Source organism: Bacillus sp. 3255 (genome assembly GCF_031456485.1).
In the GTDB taxonomy this organism is placed as follows: domain Bacteria; phylum Bacillota; class Bacilli; order Paenibacillales; family NBRC-103111; genus Paenibacillus_E.
This window is the reverse complement of sequence record NZ_JAVDUS010000039.1, coordinates 1-18163: the sequence shown is the minus strand read 5'-3', so window position 1 is coordinate 18163 and position 18163 is coordinate 1. Positions and strand designations below refer to the sequence as shown.

The following is an 18163-nucleotide window of genomic DNA, read 5'->3' as shown; positions in this document are numbered from 1 at the left end:
GCTAAGCACCGAAGTGCTCCGCTCGACTTGCATGTATTAGGCACGCCGCCAGCGTTCGTCCTGAGCCAGGATCAAACTCTCCATAATAGTTGAACATAGCTGAGAGACTTTGATCTACGATCAAAGATCCCTATATTACGCTCATTTATTGAAAGCTGAATAGCTCAATTGACTTGCTAGCGAGATTGTTAATCTCATGTTTGAACGATTGCTCGTTCTGTTTACTCACTCGTTGTTCAGTTTTCAAAGATCAATGTCTTACATTCACTACCGCGTTTCCGAAGCAGCGAAAAGTAATATACCACACTAACAAATCTTTTGCAACTTGTTTTTCTCAAGTTACTCGTTATTCCCGCATGTCTCAGCGGCAACTTTTATAAGATACCACAGATCTCACGAACGAGTCAACCCGCATGAACGAAAAACTTTTACCAGCTAGATCAGCACCAATTTCAACCCGACAAGCAAAAGTACACCCGGGACACCCAAGAACGTCACCGTCCCTAGCGTGGCCGTATTGATCGGCAATTCAACGTGCGTATAGTCGCTTAGCAGATTCAATCCATAGAGAAGAAAGGCGGCCACAACAACATTCAGGCATAATGCCGATAACAGCCTGCCGCCGCTGCGGTTGCGCAGCACGACGATAAGCAGCATTAGCGAAGAAAGGATAAGCACTCCCCATACCGCATATTGCGTATACACAAGCTACACCTCCAATAATCGATCCGTGTCGATCATGCTCAAATTCAGCTTCTTGGCTTGCTTGATGAGCATCTCGAATCTTTTCTCCGCAGCTTCCATTGCATAGATGGCATAGTCGATCTGGTCCTTGTCCAACGCAAATTCAAAATGTGCCTGAGCAGCCACCCAATTCGCGTGAGCCGCACGAATTTCTTGAAGCAGCAACTGCTTGTCCTTCAGTTGTTCCTCTTTGACACTTTTCGGTTGCAGGTTCTTCCTTCCATGCATACCCAATAAAGCCAGTTTCACAAGCATGCCTCCATTCCTCCCAATTGCGGGTTAATCTATCCCTATGCATATGGGAGAAACGTAGCAAATAGAACCACAAAAAAAGAGAGCCTCACGGCTCCCTTCTCGTATCTATTATAATTCCCTGCGGCCTTCCATGGCTTTGGACAATGTCACTTCATCCGCATATTCCAAATCCCCGCCCACTGGCAGCCCATGCGCAATACGCGTTACACGCAATCCGAACGGTTTGACAAGTCGGGATAAGTACATGGCCGTCGCTTCCCCTTCGATATTCGGGTTGGTAGCCAAGATTAACTCCTGCACGGTCTCATCGCCCAACCGCTTAAGGAGCTCCGCGATATGAATCTGATCCGGTCCGATTCCCTCCATCGGCGATATCGCGCCGTGGAGCACGTGGTAGTAGCCCTCGAACTCTTTGGTACGCTCCAGAGCGACCAAATCCTTGGGCTCCTGCACGACACATATGACGGACCCGTCCCTGCTCTTATCCTGGCAGATCCGGCAAGGGTCGACGTCCGTAATGTTGCAGCATACGGAGCAGTAGTGCAGGTTTCTTTTCACATTAACAAGCGCCTTCGCGAAATCGATCACGTCTTCTTCCTTCATCCGAAGCACATGAAAAGCGAGCCTTCCCGCCGTCTTGGGACCTACCCCGGGCAGGCGGGAAAAAGCATCGATTAATTTGGAAATCGGTTCAGGGTAATGCATTAGAACAATCCAGGGATATTCATTCCGCCTGTGAATTTGCCCATATCCTTATTGGCAACTTCCTCCGCCTTGGCCATCGCATCATTAACGGCTGTAAGTACCAGGTCTTGCAGCATTTCTACATCGTCCGGATCAACCGCTTCAGGCTTGATGGTGATGCTTTGCACTTTCTTGTGGCCGTTCACGACACAAGTCACAACACCGCCGCCGGCTGTGCCTTCGATGATTTTGGTGCCAAGCTCCTCTTGGGCCTTCATCATTTGCTCCTGCATTTTCTTCACTTGCTTCATCATTTGGTTCATGTTATTCATGGTTTGGTATGCTCCTTTGTATTTAGTCTTCTTTGATGGTCACTAGCTCCTCGCCAAACAGTTGAATGGCTTCGGAAATCCATTCTTCCTTCGGCGGCGCTGCGGCTCCGGGATGCCCCTCATCCGCCACAAGCTCCATGACTTCAGGCGTCGAGCTGGTCGCCTCGTTCTTGGCGTCGTCCCACTCCTTGCGCATAATCGTAAGCAATCGCATGGGCTTGCCGAATACGGAGGCCAGCACTTGCTCGATAATGAGCTTGTTTTCCGGCTTCTCGGTCGTGTTACGGTGCATATCATTCTTGAATGCAACGAGAACGACATCATCCAGCACGGAAACCAGATCGCCATTCACGAACCAGGCGTGAACCGTTATCTTCCTTTCCTTCACAAGGCCCAGAACCTGACTCCACTTCATGAGCCCCGCCTTCGTCTCCGGCCCCTCCGAAGCTTTCAAGTAGCCGTCCAGTTTAATTCCGGACTTCTTCGAAGGCGCGGAGGCCGACATAATCTTGGCAGCCGGCTTCGCTTGCGGTACAGCCGCGCCCGTTACTCCCGATTTTACCAGTCCGGCTATCTGCTCTTCAAGTTGTTTGAGCCTCTGGGTCATCTGAGCCATGAGATCGCCCTGCGGCATCCGCTGACCGGCATCCGCCGAGCTGCTGACCGCCGCTTGGCCGCCCTCGCCGCGGTGGCCACCGCACATCTTCATGATGGAGATTTCGAGCAAGGTTTGGGGCTGGACGGAATATTTCATTTCGCTCTGGTAATGATTGAGCGTTTCGATCATGCCCATCATTTCAGCCGGTGTGAAGTGACTGGCAATCTCACTAAGCTCTCGCATATCGAACACACGTTCCGTGATGACCGGTGAATTCGGCACCATGCGGACCATGAGCAAATCGCGGAAGTAGTTAATCAAATTTTCTATGCATTTGTCGGCGCTCTTGCCTTCTTGCATGAATGTATCGATCAATTCGAGCGCAGCTCCGAGATTCTTGTCCTTAATATAAAGCACGAGCTTCTTGAATTGATCGGAAGCTACGCCGCCGGTGATGGATAAGATGTCGGACAGCTGAACCTCGCCGGTGGCGAAGGAGGTCGCCTGATCCAGCAAGCTTAACGCATCGCGCATCCCGCCGTCGGATAGTCGGGCGATATAATGCAGAGCTTCCTCGCTGATCGAGATTCCCTCTTGATCACAAATATATTGCAGCCGCTGCACCTGATCGTCCATGGAAACCCGCCGGAAGTCAAAACGCTGACACCGGGAAATGATGGTCGCCGGAATCTTGTGCGGCTCTGTCGTAGCCAATACAAACATCACATGAGCCGGCGGCTCCTCAAGCGTCTTCAAGAGCGCATTGAAGGCTTCTGTCGTCAGCATGTGCACTTCATCAATAATATAAACCTTCTGCCTGACTTCAGTCGGGGCGTACTTGACCTTATCCCGGATGTCGCGAATTTCCTCCACCCCGCGATTGGAGGCGGCATCGATCTCGACGACGTCCATGACAGCGCCTTCCGTAATCCGCTCGCAGGCCGAGCAGGCGTTACAAGGCTCCTCCGCCGGTCCGTTCAGACAGTTCACGGCTTTGGCCAATATTTTGGCCGTACTCGTCTTGCCTGTTCCCCTTGGACCGTTGAATAAATAAGCATGCGTCAGGCGATTTTCCCGCAAAGAATTCTGCAGCGTCTGTGTGATATGCGTCTGACCGACCACATCGCGAAACGTCTGAGACCTCCACGTTCGATATAGAGCAATATGTGCCATAGCGTTCCTCTCCAATAATCCCTCCGTGGAATGACTGAATCCATTATACTATAACCCCTCTGGGGATGAAATAGAGGATCACTCACAAGGGCCATTCGTCCCTCAAAATGGGCAAAATAAAAACGCCTCGTAAGAAGGCGTTCTAGTCATTATCGATATATAAACCGTGCACCTGTTATTGATAAAGTGATACAAGCGAACTCTTATCGTTAGCTCAAGTCAGGCAGCCCTTCGGCACATGGAACCTCTCACTTACGGCTGCTTCCTTCCGGACCTGACCGGGTTCATGAGCATCCATTGCGAAGGACCCAACTCTCAACACCACGTGTAAGAGCCAGACCTCACATCACAGTACCGCTAACAGGAATTCAACCTCGCTACAGCGGATTGCGAGTTACAGGGCACCGCTACCTCCCCGTCTAGCACAGTAAAGTTAGTATAGCCGATTCACATGCAAATAGCAACCGAGGGGCAAAATCTACCTCTTAGGGCATCATTTTCACCACAATGTCGTAACGCGGCATGTTGGTGTCCAGAGCATTCTGCACGAGAGAGCGAAGCTCCTCTACTTGTGCCGGCGTCAGGTAAGCCTTAGGCTTTACTTTCACCCGTACAGTCGTACCGTTCATAGCGATATTACTCTTCTCAATCTCCGGGAACTGGGCAAGCACGGCTTTCATTAGATTGGAATCATCCTCGTAGTGGTGATACGTAGGGTTGAGCGGATTATTCGGATTGACGCTGGTCAAACCCATGTAGCCGTCCTTCTTGTACTGCTGCGCTTTGTACTGGGCATTGGAGTTATCCGGCGGATTCTTGTCGCCCGCATTCATCGCGCAGCCGGCCAAGCTTGCCGTCAGCAAGATCGCTCCTGTCCATCTAAGCATTCCCCTGAACATAAAAACACCTCCCATTGGACTCTAAGCCTAAGCTTAGGATGACCAAGGGAGGACGTCTTATGCTGATTGGCAGCACAACAAATGATGCCAATTAGATTCCGTATTTCTTTTTGAACTTGTCGACACGGCCGCCTACATCGATAAACTTTTGTTTACCTGTGTAGAAAGGATGGCAATTCGAGCAAATCTCCACGCGAAGATTTTGCTTGATTGAACCCGTTTCGAACACGTTACCACAAGCGCAAGTCACTGTGGTTGCATGATAAGTAGGATGAATACCTGCTTTCATGTTGGTTCACCTCTTTCCGCCCTGAATCATGTGCTGAATCAGAGTTAATGGACGTACTTTTGCATTGTAGCACACTCGCAAGTTCGATTGCAACGGGAAATCTTCTCGATTAGAGGATCATGGCCGCATTGCGATCGCTGGTATAAAACTTCGGCGTATGCGAGTAGGAGCCGAGTACGACATCTGGCAATTCTTGTTCGAAAATCTCGATCATCTGCTTCATGCCCAGCAGCTCACCGCGAGCTTTGGGAATAATGCCGAGATAACTTTCCGGATCAATATTCAGGTTGCGCAGCTGAATCAATTTCAAACCGGTTCTGCGTACGAATTCGATCATCGCTTCAATTTCTTCCTCCCGGTCGGTAACGCCCGGAAATACGAGATAGTTGATCGAGGTAATAACCCCTTTGTCCGTGGCATAGCGAAGCGATTTCTCTACATTCTTCAGCGTATAGGCCCGCGGCTTATAATAGGCGTTGTAGTGATCGTCAAGCGCACTGATCGTGCTTACGCGCATCAGATCAAGTCCGGCGTCTACAATGCCGCGGATATGGTCGGTCAAGCCCGCATTCGTATTGATATTGATGTACCCCATCTTGGTGATCTCGCGCACTTGCTTGATCGCCGGAATAATGAGCGCCGCCTGCGTGCTCGGCTCTCCCTCGCAGCCTTGGCCGAACGAGATGATACTATCCGGCGTACGCAGATGCTCCAGCATAATTTGCGTGATCTCGTCGACCCGCGGCTTAAAATTCATCCGGGTCTGCGGAGCCACGAAGCCACTCTCATCCGGCTGTTCCGAGATACAGCCGAAGCATCCGGCATTGCAGGAATAGGATACCGGTACGGCTCCCTCCCACCGCTGCAGGAACGTATTCGAAGCTGTCAGACACTCGTAACCGAGAGCACAGTTGGACAGATGCGCATACAAGCGGTTCTCCGGGTATTTGGCGGTTAACGACTTGACCTGGGATTCCAGCTCATTGACATCGCAATGAATGGGATTCCAGAAGTACGGGTTATCCGTCAAACGGGCGGCGACGTAGAAGGCGTCGTCCTTCCATACAACGGCCGTGTAACCAAAAAGCGGCAATGCCTTGCTCTTGTCCGATTTCACATAGCCCGGCAGCAGCAGCCGTGTGAACCCCTGCGGGAGCAGCGCTCCAACGGCATGATAATCGCCGGGGACCAGCTTCATCTCTCCCGTCTCGGCATCAATGCCGACCGGCCGTGTGAACGGCAGACTGACGAGCGTTGCCCCCTCGGGCAGGGGGATCAGCTCGTCTTCCATAATTTCCGTGATCATTTCGGCATTCCGGCCAAGCGCCAGGAAATCCGGATGATCAAAGACGTTTCCTTGTGAGTCTGAATAAACCAAATTCATAACGGTACTCCTCTTTATGCGTTAAGACATCTTCGGCAGCCGCTTAGGATGCTGAGTTTTTCACTTTCCCTTTGCTGGCTCCTGACGGACCGCCCGCGGATGGTGAAGCCAAAGAGTCCAAGAACTCTTGATTCGTTTTTGTTTCGGCAAGCTTCTTGATGAAGGATTCCGTATATTCATGGGAATCGTTCATGCCTTTGCGCAGCGCCCATATTTTCTCAAGCTCATCCTTGCTCAAGAGAGCCTCTTCGCGGCGCGTTCCGGACCGGCGAATGTCGATGGCCGGGAATATGCGGCGTTCCGCCATTCTACGGTCAAGGTGAAGCTCGAGATTCCCCGTACCTTTAAATTCTTCATAAATGACGTCATCCATACGCGAACCCGTCTCCACGAGCGCCGTCGCCAGAATGGTCAGGCTGCCGCCTTCTTCGATGTTGCGGGCAGCTCCGAAGAAACGCTTGGGACGATGGAAGGCCCCCGGGTCGATCCCCCCGGATAATGTCCGTCCGGTAGGAGGCACCACGAGGTTGTACGCCCTGGCCAAACGGGTAATGCTATCTAACAGGATGACAACATCCTTCTTGTGTTCAACGAGACGCATCGCGCGCTCCAGCACAAGCTCAGCGACTTTGATATGATTCTCAGGCAATTCATCGAAGGTGGATGCAACGACTTCCCCTTTGACGGAGCGCTGCATGTCCGTGACCTCCTCCGGACGCTCATCGATCAGCAGAACGAAAAGCTCGATATCCGGATAGTTCGTAGAAATACTGTTCGCTATTTCCTTAAGCAGCAGCGTTTTCCCCGCTTTGGGCGGAGCTACGATCAGACCGCGCTGTCCAAGACCGACAGGGGCCAGCAGATCCATGATCCGCATGGAGATCTTCTGGGGCTCGGTTTCAAGTGTAATGCGCTTGTCCGGATACAGCGGCGTCAGCGCAGGGAAATGCAGCCGTTCCGCGGCTGTTTCCGGCTTCTCGCCATTGACGGCTTCAACCTGAAGCAGTCCGAAATAGCGCTCGTTCTCTTTCGGCGGACGGCACTTGCCCGATACGATGTCCCCTGAGCGCAAATCGAATTTGCGAATCTGGGAAGCGGAAATATAAATGTCTTCAGAACTTGGAAGATAGTTAATGGGACGCAAGAATCCGAAGCCCTCTTGCAGGATCTCCAGAACGCCTTGCATGAACAATAAGCCACTTTCGGCAGCTTGTGCACGTAAAATTGCAAAGATGAGTTCTTTTTTCTTCAGCGTACCGTAGTATGGAATCTGATGTTTCTTAGCTAGTTTATATAATTCAGTAAGCTTGAGTACTTCAAGCTCAGCAAGCTGCATGCTCATGTTTCAACCACCAAACTATTAAATTTTCAATTGGATTCTAGCATTGCCTGTTGTTTGGAACTTTATTCCTCTAGTCTTCGCTCTCCCGCCAAACCTCGGCGCCCAGCGAAGAAAGATTAAACACAAGGTTCTCATACCCACGGTCAATAAATTCGACCCCAGATACTTCCGTGACGCCGCCCGTTCTTACGCTAAGTCCGGCAAGCACAAGCGAGGCTCCGGCACGCAAATCGGTTGCGCGCACTTTGGCCGAGCTAAGCTGCGAACCTTCGATAATCGCGGAGCGTCCTTCGACTTTCATCTTGGCTCCCATCCGCACAAGCTCCGGAATGTGCTTGAAACGGTTGCTGTACACATGATCCGTCAAAATGCTGACGCCTCTTGCCTGGCACAGGAGACTGGCCATCGGAGACTGTAAATCCGTTGCAAAGCCGGGATAAATCAACGCTTTGACATCCACGCTCGAATATTCCGGCTGGCCGACAACCCGAATGGACTCATCCATTTCGTAAATATGTACGCCCATCTCTTGAAGCTTCGCTGTCAAGGCCTCCAAATGCTTCGGAATGACGTTATCGACGGTAACATCGCCTCGCGTAGCCGCGGCTGCGATCATATAGGTACCGGCCTGAATCCGGTCAGGAATGATGGAATGCCGGCAGCCGTGCATTTCCTGAACCCCTTCGATCCGAATGGTATCGGTGCCTGCTCCTTTAATTTTCGCCCCCATCGAGTTTAACAAGGTTGCTACATCTATAATTTCAGGCTCTTTCGCCGCATTTTCGATAATTGTGTTGCCCTTGGCCCGTGAGGCCGCCAGCATGATGTTGATAGTCGCACCTACGCTCGCCATATCCAAGTAAATTTTCGCCCCGCGCAGCTCTTTGGCACGGATTCTCAATGCGCCGTTCTCATTGCTCACTTCAGCGCCCAGCGCTTCGAAGCCTTTGATATGCAAATCAATCGGACGCGGCTCGAAATTGCAACCTCCAGGCAGACCGATCGTCGCCTCGCCGAATCTTCCAAGCAGCGCTCCCATCAAATAGTAGGACGCCCTTAACTTCTTGACTTTCCCGTTAGGCATCGGAAGCGACTTCATTCGACTGGGGTCGATCGTCATCCGGTCTTCGTTCCAATCAATGCTGGCTCCTAAATCCGTTAAAATTTCTGTATATGTAGCCACATCGCTAAGATGCGGCAGATTATCCAACGTTACCGGCGTTTCAGCAAGAATCGCAGCCGGAATGAGTGCAACCGCACTATTCTTAGCTCCGCTAATTTGAACCGTCCCCCGCAGCGGACGTCCCCCGACCACCATTAATTTCTCCAATATGATTCTCCCCCTAAATCCAGGTGCCTTCCTGCAAGCGCAATCCTTCTACCGCCAACCAAATCATAAATAGATTTATGAAAACGACAACATCTCATGAAAATGCATCACGAATAATCTTCCTGCGCCTTCTGAGCGCATAAGATTAAGAAATAGAAAGAGGAAACGCCCGCAAGAACACAAACGGGCGACATCTTCCGTCATCCGTTTGCGCCTTGCCGCATTTCCTGCCTTGTCTATACAATTGTTATTAAGCTTGGTTGCTGCTTCCGAACAATTCAATTTTGGATTTTACTACTTCGACCATTGCGTTGCGAGCTGGGGTGAGATATTTACGAGGATCATAAATTTTAGCGTCCTTGTTCAGAACCGCGCGGATCGTGTCTGTGCAAGCAACTTGGTTCTCTGTGTTCACGTTGATTTTGCCAACGCCTGCTGCGATCGATTTACGAATCATTTCGTCCGGTACGCCGGATCCACCATGCAATACAACCGGTACTGGGATCGCTTTGGACACTGCTTCGATGATGTCGAAGTGAATGTTAGGCTCACCAGCGTACATACCGTGTGCCGTACCTACAGCGATTGCCAAGCAGTCAACGCCTGTTTCTTCGTAGAAACGGATTGCTTCTTCCGGCTTAGCCAGGTTAGCGTGCTCTTCGTCAACGGAAATATCGTCTTCCACGCCGCCGATTGTTCCGAGCTCACCTTCAACGGATACGCCCATTGCGCGAGCGGCTTTCACAACTTCTTTCGTCAAACGGATGTTTTCTTCGAAAGAGTAGTGGGAACCGTCGAACATAACGGAGCTGAATCCTGCACGGATACATTTCATTGCCACTTCGAAGGAACTGCCGTGATCCAGGTGCAATGCGATCGGCAGACCGGATTTCTTCGCTGCCGCTTCTGCGATAGCTACTGTGAATTCAATACCCATATATTTCAGTGCGCCTTCGCTAACACCATAAATGAACGGGGATTTCAGTTCCATTGCCGCTTCCACAATCGCTTGAGCGAACTCAAGGTTGTTCATGTTAAATTGACCCACCGCGTATTTGTTCGCTTTTGCCTTAGGTAAAAACTCATTCATTGAAACCAATGCCATGTTTCTCTTCCTCCTAGAACCTGTAGTTTTGCGTAGACCGCTCTTGTCATACCTGAGTTATTATAGCACATATATATTCAAATGATAACCAAGCCCTCTATTCTCTGCCACAAAAAAAAAGACCCTAATTCTAGGATCCTATTGCATAGCCACTGCTTGATTCATTGTTTAACTGCATATTGACTGCCATGCGCAGTTCGTCAATATCAAACGGCTTCGTGAAATGCATGATCGCACCCAGATCCGTCGCTTCTTTGATCATGTCAAGCTCGCCATAAGCGGTCATCATAATGACTTTGATAGATGCATCGATCGCTTTCACATGCTTTAAAATATCGAGGCCGTCCATACCGGGAATTTTCATATCCAGCAATAAAAGGTCAGGCGAAGAATTTCTGACGATCTCTAAAGCCAGTTTACCATTAGAGGCTTGATAAGTATCGTATCCTTCGTTACTGAAAACCTCCATTAGCAGTACGCGAATCCCATTTTGATCATCGACAATCAGTACCTTTTTCTTCATCAGCCTAGCTCCCTCCCGAAAACGAATAACAAATTCCCTATACTTCAGAATACATAGGTATTCGCTATTCGTTTCCATTTTCCTTCCGAGGTCAGGGGCTAATTGAAAACTTTTACAAAAAAGATGTTTGTCAGGAAGCAACCTTACATGAAACGTTAACGTTCGATCCCTTGCGCTGCTTTCACGAACTCACGGAACAACGGCTGCGGACGGTTCGGACGGGACGTGAATTCCGGATGGAATTGCACTGCCAAGAACCAAGGATGGCTTGGAAGCTCAACCATCTCGACCAAACGGCCGTCCGGCGATGTACCGGAAATACGCAATCCTGCGGACTCGATCAGCTCGCGGTACTCATTGTTGAACTCATACCGGTGACGGTGTCTTTCATACACCAGCTCATCGTTGTAGCATTTCTCCGCCAGGGAGCCCGGCACGACTTTGCAAGGATACAGGCCGAGACGCATGGTACCGCCCAGGTTCTCGATATCCTTCTGCTCCGGCAACAAATCGATAACCGGATAAGCCGTCGTCGGATTAATCTCGGAGGAGTTCGCTCCATCCAAACCGCAAACGGAACGCGCATACTCGATAACCGCTACCTGCATGCCCAAGCAAATGCCGAAGAACGGAATTTTCTTCTCGCGGGCATAGCGAATGGCGGATACTTTCCCTTCGATACCGCGGTCCCCGAATCCGCCCGGCACAAGAATCCCTTGCACGCCGGAAAGCAGCTCGTCGACGTTGTTGTCATAAATATCTTCGGCGTTAACCCAGCGAATCTCGATTTCGGAATCGTTATCGATACCGGCATGTCCGAGGGCTTCTACAATACTCAAATAAGCATCGTGCAGCGCTACATATTTACCGACAATTGCGATCTCCGTCTTCTTCGTCAAGGACTTCACTTTGCGGACCAGATTCTCCCACTCGGTCATGTCCGGTTCGCTCGTTTTCAGCTTCAGGTGATTACAAACGTAATCATCCAATCCCTGCTCGCGCAGCATCATCGGCACTTCATACAGCGTTTCCGCGTCTTTGCATTCGATAACCGCAGCCGGATCGATGTCGCAGAACAAGGCAAGCTTGCGCTTCATGTCTTCGGTCAAGGAATGCTCCGTACGGCATACGATCACGCTCGGTTGAATGCCCAGGCCGCGCAATTCTTTTACGCTGTGCTGAGTCGGCTTCGTCTTGACTTCGCCGGCCGCTTTGATATAAGGAATCAGCGTAACGTGAATGTACATGACGTTCTCGCGGCCGATATCATTTTTCATTTGACGGATCGCTTCCAAGAAAGGCAAGCTCTCGATGTCACCCACCGTACCGCCGATTTCCGTGATGACCACGTCGGATTGCGCCTCGCGGCCCGCACGCAGAACACGGTCTTTGATCTCATTCGTAATATGCGGAATAACTTGAACCGTTCCTCCGAGGTATTCGCCTCTGCGCTCCTTTGTAATAACCGAGGAGTACACTTTGCCAGACGTAACGTTCGAAGCTTTGGACAAATTAATGTCGATGAAGCGCTCGTAATGGCCTAAGTCCAGATCCGTCTCTGCCCCGTCATCGGTTACGAAAACTTCACCGTGCTGATAAGGACTCATCGTCCCCGGATCCACGTTAATATATGGATCGAACTTTTGAATTGTAACTTTCAGCCCTCTGTTCTTCAACAGTCTACCTAAGGAAGCTGCCGTTATTCCTTTGCCAAGGGAAGATACTACGCCTCCCGTAACGAAAATATATTTTGTCACTATGTACGCCTCCTATTGGTTATTTGGTTTGAAAAACGCAGCTCGTACATTTACGCTTCGTTTCCCGCCAGGCTCGCTGGCCTCGGTCTTTCTATGCAAAAGGCTTACACCGTAAGCATTCGCTATCAGGGTCGTTGCTGTCACTGCTCTAATTGTAGTGTCTACCAAACAAGGCTTTTCATGAAACCCATAGTGAAAAACAGTCCAAAAAAACAAAAAAAGTGACACCCGCAGTGACGGGGCACTTTTTGAACGCTTGCGCGATTTGTTAAGATTCTTTTAAAGCCCATGCAATAGTTTACTCTGAACGGACAGTGGCTGTCAAGACAAGTTATTTGTCGTCGTCGTCCTCTTCATCCAATGAATCCTCATCGTCATCCAGATCCTCATCTTCGTCCAGGCTGTCTTCTTCGTCTTCGTCCGTCTCGTCGATACCTTCTTCGCCGAGATCCTCTTCGATCTCCTCATCCTCGAAGAACTCCGTATCTTCATCCGACTCTTCTTCTTCGGCATCTGTACCGAATGCATCGTAGTCGTCTTCTTCTGCGTATGTATCTTCTTCCTCCGCGTAAATGTCCTCATCCAGATCGTCGTCTTCATCGTTGATGATTCTAGGACGCTTTGCATTTCCAACCGCATCGTCCGACTTCTCGACCGGATACCAGCGTTTCAGCCCCCAAAGGTTCGTGCCAACGCAAGCAAAACGCCCGTCGATGTTGATTTCCGTATATAGTTGGGCAATCACTTGCATGACGTGCTGCTCAGATAACCCCTTAATTTTTGCAATTTCCGCCATCAGGTCACGGTAATAAAACGGCGTATTCGCCGACTTCAATAATTCAAACGCCAAATCCACCATCGGCATTTCGCGAGCTTGTTCTGTGGTGATTTTGAGAGTGTATTCGCTACTCATTCAGGCACATCCCTTTCGACCGTCTTCTTCACTTCTGTACTTCTTCTATCTACCTTATCCAATATCTTAGTTAAGTAAAACCTATTTTTTCTAAAAATGCAACTACCCCGCCCCCAAAATGAATACAAGCGAAGGTCCCCCTCCGCTTGCGACTGTATCCAGAGGAAACGGTATGAGCGAATCAATGCCGCTTCCTGAACCTGAGGAAGAGACACTCCTGCCTGCGCCTCTCTATTTATCCTATGTAAAACCTGCACATCTGACACGGGTTCGCACCCAATTATTTCTATAAAGGCAATCACACGGTCATCAGGGGTGACCTGTACATATGATAGGGGAGACTCGATTCTAAGCTGTCATGGGGGGATGGCACGTATGGACATAGCCACCTTTCTTTATTTGCTTCATGAGGAAATCGCACTCACCAAGCACTCTGGCAAGAAGCATATGATTCGCTTCTCATCGGCTAAAGACTATTACGCCTACAAGGCTGAGCTTAGGCGGCTGCGCCCCCGCCTCGCGAATCTCGCTAAAGTCCGCGTTCTAGACATCATTCATGCCTTCTCCTGCACGCTTCGCCCCGATTCAAAACTCAAGTACGCCGCTGGCGGCCCGACGATCGTCGAAGACTCCAAAATAACCGTCCATCAGATCATCGGGAACAAAACCATCGCCAAACGCGCAACCACTTTATCCGGTTCCGGCTCCCATGCAATCCCATGGGGTGTCGATCAGATCGGCGCTCCCGAAGTTTGGAACAAGTCGTTAGGCCAAAACATCCGGATTGGGGTCATTGACACCGGCATTGATTACAATCACCCGGACTTGCGAAACTCCATCTCGCGGGGAATCAACTTATTGAACCACAGCATGCTGCCCTATGACGACAACGGCCATGGCACGCATATTGCGGGAACGATCGCAGCTACAGGACGCAACTCCGGCATCATCGGCGTAGCGCCGAGGGCCATCATCCATCCGGTCAAAGCTTTCGACCATAGCGGAAGCGCCTATGTGTCGGATATTATCGCCGGGATCGATTGGTGTGTGAGTAACGATCTCGACATTATCAATATGAGCTTCGGCATGAAATCGTACAACCGAGCGCTCGAGCAAGCGGTTCTGAACGCCTATTATCGCGGGAAGGTCATCGTGGCCTCATCCGGCAATGACGGCAAAAGGAAGACGGTCGATTACCCCGCCCGCTTCCCGCAGGTCGTCTCCGTCGGCGCTACGACCCGGCAGGGACGGATCGCCCCCTTCAGCAACCGCGGCAAGCAAATCGATATCTATGCGCCAGGGGAACGGGTCTACTCTTCCTGGCTGCACGGCAAATACAACGAGCTCAGCGGCACCTCGATGGCTACCGCGCATGTCAGCGGCGTCATTGCGCTGATGCTGGCTATTAAGCCGATGGCGCCGCAGCAGATCAAAACGGCTATCCGCCGCTGCGCCATCAGCCTGAACAGGCGTGAGAACACGCGCTGGCAGCCTGGGCATCTCAATGCCCGGCGGGCCTTGCGCGCGGCGAAGCAGCTCTGATAACAGCAACAAGGGCTGTCCCGAAAGGCGGGTAAAGACCTTTCGGGACAGCCCTTGTGTGTATGGAGCGAGGCTTACATGCGCTCCGGAGCGGATACGCCGACGACGCGCAGCGTATTGGCCAGCGTCGTGCGGAGCGCGCCGAGCAGCGCAAGGCGCGCTTGGGTCAAAACCGCGTCATCCGTGATGACGTAGTGGCCTCTGTAGTAGCTATGGAACTGGCTCGCCAGTTCGTAGACATAGCGGATCATGCGGTGCGGCGCATACTGGTCGGCCGCAATGGCGATCTCCTCCGGGAGCTCGCCGATCTTGCGCAGCAAGTCGAACTCAGCTTCCGACGAGAGCTGGTTCAGATCGACCTGCTCCAGCGGCAGCACCTGGATGCCCTGCTCTTCCGCCTGGCGGAAGATGGAGCAGATGCGGGCATGCGCGTACTGTACGTAGTACACGGGATTCTCATTGGACTGGGAAACCGCCAGATCCATGTCGAAATCCAGATGCGAGTCCATGCTGCGCATCGCGAAGAAATATCGGATCGGGTCCACGCCGACCTCGTCCATCAAATCCTCCATCGTGACCGCTTTGCCGGTCCGCTTGGACATCTTCACCTTTTCCCCGTTCTGGAAAAGGCTCACCATCTGGGCGATCAGCACGACAAGGCGGTCCGCCTCGAAGCCCAGCGCCGTCATGGCCGCCTTCATCCGCGGGATGTAGCCGTGGTGGTCGGCGCCCCAGATGTTGATCAAGCGATCGAAACCGCGCCCGAATTTGTTGCGGTGGTAGGCGATATCCGGCGTCAGATACGTAAAGGATCCGTCATTCTTGATCAGCACGCGATTCTTGTCGTCGCCAAGAGGCGTGGTATTCAGCCAAGTTGCGCCATCTTCCTCATAAATATGGCCGTTATCGCGCAGTTCCTGCAGAACCGGCGGAATCAGGTTATCTTCATAAATCGACGTTTCGGAGAACCAGTTGTCGAACCGAACCCCGAAGCGGCCGAGGTCGCGCTTGATTTTGTCGAGCTCCTTCTTAAGCCCGTAAGAACGGAAATACGCCCGTCGCTCATCCTCCGGCAAGCTCAGCAGGCGATCTCCCTCTTCCGCTGCCAGCTCTGCCGCGAAGCCCTTGATATCATCGCCGAAGTACCCATCTTCCGGCATGACGGCATCTTGGCCGAGCGCTTGCAGATAGCGGGCCTCGATGGACTTGGCCAGGTTCACGACCTGGTTGCCCGCGTCATTAATGTAATACTCCCGGGATACGTCATAGCCGGCCAGATCAAGCACGTTGCACAGCACGTCGCCTACGGCAGCTCCGCGGGCATGTCCCAAATGCAGGGAGCCTGTCGGATTCGCGCTTACGAACTCCACTTGCACTTTCAGCCCTTGACCTACGTTTCTAGCCCCGTAACGTTCGCCTTGCTTCTGCACGTCCGCAATGACGGCGTAGAGGTACACTCTGTTCATTCGGAAATTAATGAAGCCCGGGCCGGCAATTTCCGCCTCGGCGATATTCGCCTTCTCCTTCTGGAGGTTCGCGATGATCTTCTCAGCAATCTGCCTTGGGTTCGTCTTCGCAATCCGGGTTAGCTGCATCGCGATGTTCGTGGCGAAATCGCCATGCGACTTCTCCTTCGGCACCTCCAGAATAATCTCCGGCACCTGCTCGGCCTCCACGATGCCCGCAGCCGCAACGGCTTCTGCGATGGCTTGTTTGACGATGATTTTGACTTCGTTTAGTACGTCCATTCCTCTTACTCCTCCTGAATTAGCAACTTAATTCTGTATGTTCCCGCGTGCGTGCCTGATGCGTACAAATCATATTTCCATCTCGTGATGCCGATGCCGTGCACAGCCTCGCTCTTCAGCTCGTGCGTGTCGACTTCCAGCTCCAGACGGCCTTGCGGCGTATGATAAAATCCGATGCGTTTCTCGCCGGGCACAAACGTTTGCTCCGCTTGCACGTCTCCCTGGCGGACGATGCGGATCTGATTCTCTTCCAGCTTGATGAGCGTCACTGTGCGTCCAAGCTCATTCGGTTCTTCTTCATAGCGGATGTAGGTGTGATCGCCTTTGCGGTACAGATCTCCCCGCGCCTTCTGCACGTTCGTCTCACTCCCGCTCCGGCTCTCAATGCGAATGCGCACTCGCGTTTTATCCGTCATGATTCGTCATTCTCCTATTCTCCATGTCCTAATGCGCCTCATGCCAAGATCAGGCAAATAAGGCAAGTCAGCTATTAGTTTATATGAAAGAACCAATGAATTCAATGTATGTCGTCGATCTCTGTCGGTAAAGACCCCTTTAGGTGCTGTATATAAGCAGCACCGATAGGAAGGCGGCGATGCATGACCGGTCAGATGGGAAGCAGAAAGAGGATGTCCCTGCCATCCATGGCTAAGAACATCCTCTAGATCGATCAAGCTAAATCGCCGGTATCGGCATTCCGATGCTTGCCCACTGTTCTTTCGCGGGGCCGTAGGCGCCGATCACGGGTACACCGGCTTGGCGCATAAGAATCGTGAGCTGGCCCCGATGGTGGATCTCATGCTTCAGATAGGCGAACAGTGTCTCGCCGATCGTCCACTGCTGGCCGAACATATTCACCTGCTCCTGCAGCTTCGCATCTGTCAGCTGCGTTCGGACAGCTTCCAAGATCCCTTTCGTCGTGGCACGATACGCATCCGCGATAGCCGCCGCTTGTTTCGGCGGTGTGGCAGCGGCTGACGGGGCCTCGAACTTCAGGCCGGCTCCGAGCAGCATGCCCCGATCGTTATGGACCAGGTGCCACGCTATGAAACCTAGCGGTCTGTAGCCTTCGGCTTGCGGCTGCTGCAAAGACGCATCGCTCAGTGCGTCCAGCAGCTGCTGGGTTGTTGCGGATTCTTGCCCGTATCCGGTAAGAAAGCTTTGTACGGTAGTAAACATTGTTCTTTTCCCTCCGAGGTTTCGTTTCTGCACAGCTCTTGGAATTAGTGTAACACGGGACAACTGACAGCAGTATGGCAGTGTGGGGAAAATTTCATGCTGGCGAAGAGCGGCCGAGCCCCCGGCTCCGGCTAACGGACACAGCGGCGCTTATTCGCCGTTTTGGGCCCGCCTCGCGGCGCTAACGGACACATGTGACGCTATTTGCGCATTTTCGGCAAGATTTCGCCTGGAAATCGGCAAATAAGCACGCTGGTGTCCGTTAGATTATCGACGGGGCCGTAGCCGCCGAAATAACGGCCGTGGTGTCCGTTAGCGAGCCCGCGCCCGGCGAGACACGGCGGCGGCGAAGCGCCGACTCGGCCG

At 51.9% G+C, this 18163-nt stretch carries 18 protein-coding genes, 1 rRNA gene and 1 other RNA gene; 1 reads left to right on the top strand and 19 read right to left on the bottom strand.

The window, feature by feature from the left end:
* From J2X61_RS36000 to rpoE, 16 genes are all read right to left on the bottom strand, one after another.
* A 16S ribosomal RNA gene (locus tag J2X61_RS36000) occupies nt 1-87 on the bottom strand; the annotation flags it as partial.
* A 348-nt stretch (nt 88-435) separates the two neighbouring features.
* Nucleotides 436-705: a pro-sigmaK processing inhibitor BofA family protein gene (locus J2X61_RS35995; RefSeq protein ID WP_274471680.1), complete on the bottom strand. Its 270-nt coding sequence runs from the start codon at nt 703-705 to the stop codon at nt 436-438.
* Nucleotides 706-708: 3 nt separating this feature from the next.
* Nucleotides 709-999: a DUF2508 family protein gene (locus J2X61_RS35990; RefSeq protein WP_310195274.1), complete on the bottom strand. Its 291-nt coding sequence runs from the start codon at nt 997-999 to the stop codon at nt 709-711.
* Between the two features lie 108 nt (nt 1000-1107).
* The gene (gene recR, locus J2X61_RS35985; RefSeq protein ID WP_274471682.1) at nt 1108-1704 is read right to left on the bottom strand and encodes a recombination mediator RecR; all 597 of its coding nucleotides are present in this window, start codon (nt 1702-1704) and stop codon (nt 1108-1110) included.
* Nucleotides 1704-2015, bottom strand: a complete 312-nt coding sequence (locus tag J2X61_RS35980) for a YbaB/EbfC family nucleoid-associated protein (RefSeq protein WP_274471683.1) — start codon at nt 2013-2015, stop codon at nt 1704-1706. The genes recR and J2X61_RS35980 overlap by 1 nt, the downstream gene beginning before the upstream one ends.
* 22 nt (nt 2016-2037) lie before the next feature.
* Nucleotides 2038-3786: a DNA polymerase III subunit gamma/tau gene (gene dnaX, locus J2X61_RS35975; RefSeq protein ID WP_310195268.1), complete on the bottom strand. Its 1749-nt coding sequence runs from the start codon at nt 3784-3786 to the stop codon at nt 2038-2040.
* A gap of 164 nt (nt 3787-3950) precedes the next feature.
* Nucleotides 3951-4214: signal recognition particle sRNA large type (ffs, locus tag J2X61_RS35970), an RNA gene on the bottom strand.
* 57 nt (nt 4215-4271) lie between these two features.
* Nucleotides 4272-4685, bottom strand: coding sequence for a hypothetical protein (locus J2X61_RS35965; protein ID WP_310195266.1), 414 nt, complete (start codon nt 4683-4685; stop codon nt 4272-4274).
* A gap of 91 nt (nt 4686-4776) precedes the next feature.
* Nucleotides 4777-4974: a 50S ribosomal protein L31 gene (gene rpmE, locus J2X61_RS35960; RefSeq protein ID WP_029197218.1), complete on the bottom strand. Its 198-nt coding sequence runs from the start codon at nt 4972-4974 to the stop codon at nt 4777-4779.
* A gap of 109 nt (nt 4975-5083) precedes the next feature.
* Nucleotides 5084-6358 carry a radical SAM family protein gene (locus J2X61_RS35955; protein WP_274471687.1) on the bottom strand — a complete coding sequence of 425 codons (1275 nt, stop codon included), beginning with the start codon at nt 6356-6358 and terminating at the stop codon, nt 5084-5086.
* A gap of 43 nt (nt 6359-6401) precedes the next feature.
* Nucleotides 6402-7700, bottom strand: coding sequence for a transcription termination factor Rho (gene rho, locus J2X61_RS35950; protein ID WP_310195258.1), 1299 nt, complete (start codon nt 7698-7700; stop codon nt 6402-6404).
* A 70-nt stretch (nt 7701-7770) separates the two neighbouring features.
* Nucleotides 7771-9030: a UDP-N-acetylglucosamine 1-carboxyvinyltransferase gene (locus J2X61_RS35945; protein WP_274471689.1), complete on the bottom strand. Its 1260-nt coding sequence runs from the start codon at nt 9028-9030 to the stop codon at nt 7771-7773.
* A 250-nt stretch (nt 9031-9280) separates the two neighbouring features.
* Nucleotides 9281-10135, bottom strand: coding sequence for a class II fructose-1,6-bisphosphate aldolase (fba, locus tag J2X61_RS35940; RefSeq protein WP_274471690.1), 855 nt, complete (start codon nt 10133-10135; stop codon nt 9281-9283).
* A gap of 130 nt (nt 10136-10265) precedes the next feature.
* Complete coding sequence (locus tag J2X61_RS35935) at nt 10266-10658, bottom strand: response regulator (RefSeq protein ID WP_274471691.1); 393 nt, start codon at nt 10656-10658, stop codon at nt 10266-10268.
* 155 nt (nt 10659-10813) lie between these two features.
* Nucleotides 10814-12415, bottom strand: a complete 1602-nt coding sequence (locus J2X61_RS35930; protein ID WP_274471692.1) for a CTP synthase — start codon at nt 12413-12415, stop codon at nt 10814-10816.
* A 331-nt stretch (nt 12416-12746) separates the two neighbouring features.
* Nucleotides 12747-13328, bottom strand: coding sequence for a DNA-directed RNA polymerase subunit delta (gene rpoE / locus J2X61_RS35925; protein WP_274471693.1), 582 nt, complete (start codon nt 13326-13328; stop codon nt 12747-12749).
* 375 nt (nt 13329-13703) lie between these two features.
* Between rpoE and J2X61_RS35920 the strand changes: the two genes are divergently transcribed.
* Entirely contained in the window at nt 13704-14870 is a 1167-nt protein-coding gene (locus J2X61_RS35920; protein WP_274471694.1) for a S8 family peptidase, read from the top strand.
* 74 nt (nt 14871-14944) lie between these two features.
* On the opposite strand, the gene argS is transcribed toward J2X61_RS35920, so the two are convergent.
* The 3 genes from argS to J2X61_RS35905 all read right to left on the bottom strand — a co-directional run bounded on the left by argS (nt 14945) and on the right by J2X61_RS35905 (nt 17797).
* Nucleotides 14945-16618, bottom strand: coding sequence for an arginine--tRNA ligase (gene argS, locus J2X61_RS35915; protein WP_310195253.1), 1674 nt, complete (start codon nt 16616-16618; stop codon nt 14945-14947).
* A gap of 5 nt (nt 16619-16623) precedes the next feature.
* Entirely contained in the window at nt 16624-17034 is a 411-nt protein-coding gene (locus J2X61_RS35910) for a YwiB family protein (protein ID WP_274471696.1), read from the bottom strand.
* Nucleotides 17035-17293: 259 nt separating this feature from the next.
* Entirely contained in the window at nt 17294-17797 is a 504-nt protein-coding gene (locus tag J2X61_RS35905; RefSeq protein WP_274471697.1) for a DinB family protein, read from the bottom strand.
* Between the last annotated feature and the right edge of the window lie 366 nt (nt 17798-18163).